The organism is Streptomyces sp. NRRL WC-3549 (assembly GCF_000721935.1).
Classification (GTDB): Bacteria; Actinomycetota; Actinomycetes; order Streptomycetales; family Streptomycetaceae; genus Streptomyces.
Genome location: NZ_KL585388.1, coordinates 166,212 through 167,986 on the forward strand (window position 1 = coordinate 166,212; position 1,775 = coordinate 167,986).

At 75.0% G+C, this 1,775-nt stretch carries 2 protein-coding genes; one reads left to right on the forward strand and one right to left on the reverse strand.

Annotation, left to right across the window (positions count from 1 at the left end):
- Positions 1-584 (reverse strand): aminotransferase class V-fold PLP-dependent enzyme (locus IH13_RS0107260; RefSeq protein WP_031082097.1); only part of this gene is annotated, 584 nt, incomplete at its 3' end.
- A gap of 113 nt (positions 585-697) precedes the next feature.
- Here IH13_RS0107260 and IH13_RS36905 point away from each other — a divergent pair.
- Positions 698-1,775, forward strand: a 1,078-nt coding sequence (locus IH13_RS36905; protein WP_031082098.1) for an amidohydrolase family protein, incomplete at its 3' end; no start/stop codon positions are given.

Genomic DNA, 1,775 nt, shown 5'->3' on the forward strand with positions numbered 1-1,775 from the left:
GCCCGCGGGTTGTCCGCCAGCCGCTCCCAGGCCCGCGCGCTCACCGACACCGCCGAGACGCCGGCCGGGCCGCCCATCGCCTTCTGTGCGCCGATCACGCACAGATCCACGCCCCAGGCGTCCGGCAGCAGCGGTTCGGCGCCCACCGACGCCACGGCGTCCAGCATGAACAGTGCCCCGTGCGCCCGGACCACCTCGCCGATCTCCGCGACCGGGTTGGTGTTGCCGGTCGCCGCCTCCGCGTGCACCAGCGACACGAAGTCGATCTCCGGGTGCGCGGCCAGCGCCTGTCCGACCTGCTCCGCGGTGACCGCCGCGTGGAAGGGCACCACCAGGTCGACGACCTCGGCGCCGCAGTCCCGCAGCCAGTTGCCGAAGGTCTGGCCGTACGGGCCGGTCACGACGTTCAGCGCGGTCGAGCCGGGCCGGGCACCGCCCCGGATGCAGCCTTCGAGGGGCAGCAGCGCCTCGCCCTGGGGGATGACGACGTCCTGCTCGGTGGCGAGGAGGCCGGCCACCCGCCGCTCGATGGCCGCGAAGTGGTCGGCGGTCAGCGGCGGGAGGTCGAGGAAGGGGTGCGTCACGGGGTGCTCTCTTCAGGTGTGTCGTTCGCGGTCGGCGCCTCGGGGGCGCGTGCGTCCGAGGGTACCGAGCAGGCCCCGCGGCCCCGGGTGCGGCGCCTCGTACAGTGCTGTGCATGAGCGATCACGAGGCGGCACGGATACTGCGGATCAAGGGGCGGGTGCTGCTCGGCCCGGACGACGTCAGGGACGAGGTCTGGGCGGTGGACGGACGCGTCACCCACGAGCGGCCGCCGGGCGCCGACGGGGCGGTGACCCTCGACGGCTGGGCGCTGCCCGGCCTCGTCGACGCGCACTGCCACGTCGGCCTCGACCGGCACGGACCGGTCGACGCGGCGACCGCCGAGAAGCAGGCCCTCACCGACCGGGACGCCGGCACGCTGCTCATCCGGGACGCGGGATCGCCCTCCGACACCCGGTGGACCGACGAGCGGGAGGACCTGCCGAAGATCATCCGGGCCGGCCGGCACATCGCCCGGACCCGCAGGTACATCCGCAACTACGCCCACGAGATCGAGCCCGGCGACCTGGTCGCCCACGTCGCCCGGGAGGCCCGGCGCGGGGACGGCTGGGTGAAGCTGGTCGGCGACTGGATCGACCGGGACGCCGGGGACCTCACCGCCTGCTGGCCGCGCGGTGAGGTCGAGGCCGCCATCACCGAGGCGCACCGCCTCGGTGCCCGGGTCACCGCTCACTGCTTCGCCGAGGACTCCCTGCGCGACCTGGTGGAGGCCGGGATCGACTGCATCGAGCACGCGACGGGGCTCACCGAGGACACGATCCCGCTCTTCGCCGAGCGCGGGGTGGCGATCGTCCCGACGCTGGTCAACATCGCCACCTTCCCGGACCTCGCCGCGGGCGGCGAGGCCAAGTTCCCCCGCTGGTCGGCCCATATGCGGCGGTTGTACGAGCGCCGCTACGACACCGTGCGGTCGGCGTACGACGCGGGCGTCCCGGTCTTCGTGGGGACGGACGCGGGCGGCTCGCTGGCCCACGGCCTGGTGGCCGCCGAGGTCGCCGAACTCGTGAAGGCGGGCATCCCGCCCCTGGAGGCGCTCTCCGCGACGGCCTGGGGCGCACGGCGCTGGCTGGGCCGGCCGGTGCTGGAGGAGGGGGCCCCGGCGGACCTGGTCGTGTACGACGAGGATCCGCGCGCCGACGTACGCGTGCTGGCGGGGCCCCGGCGGGTGGTGC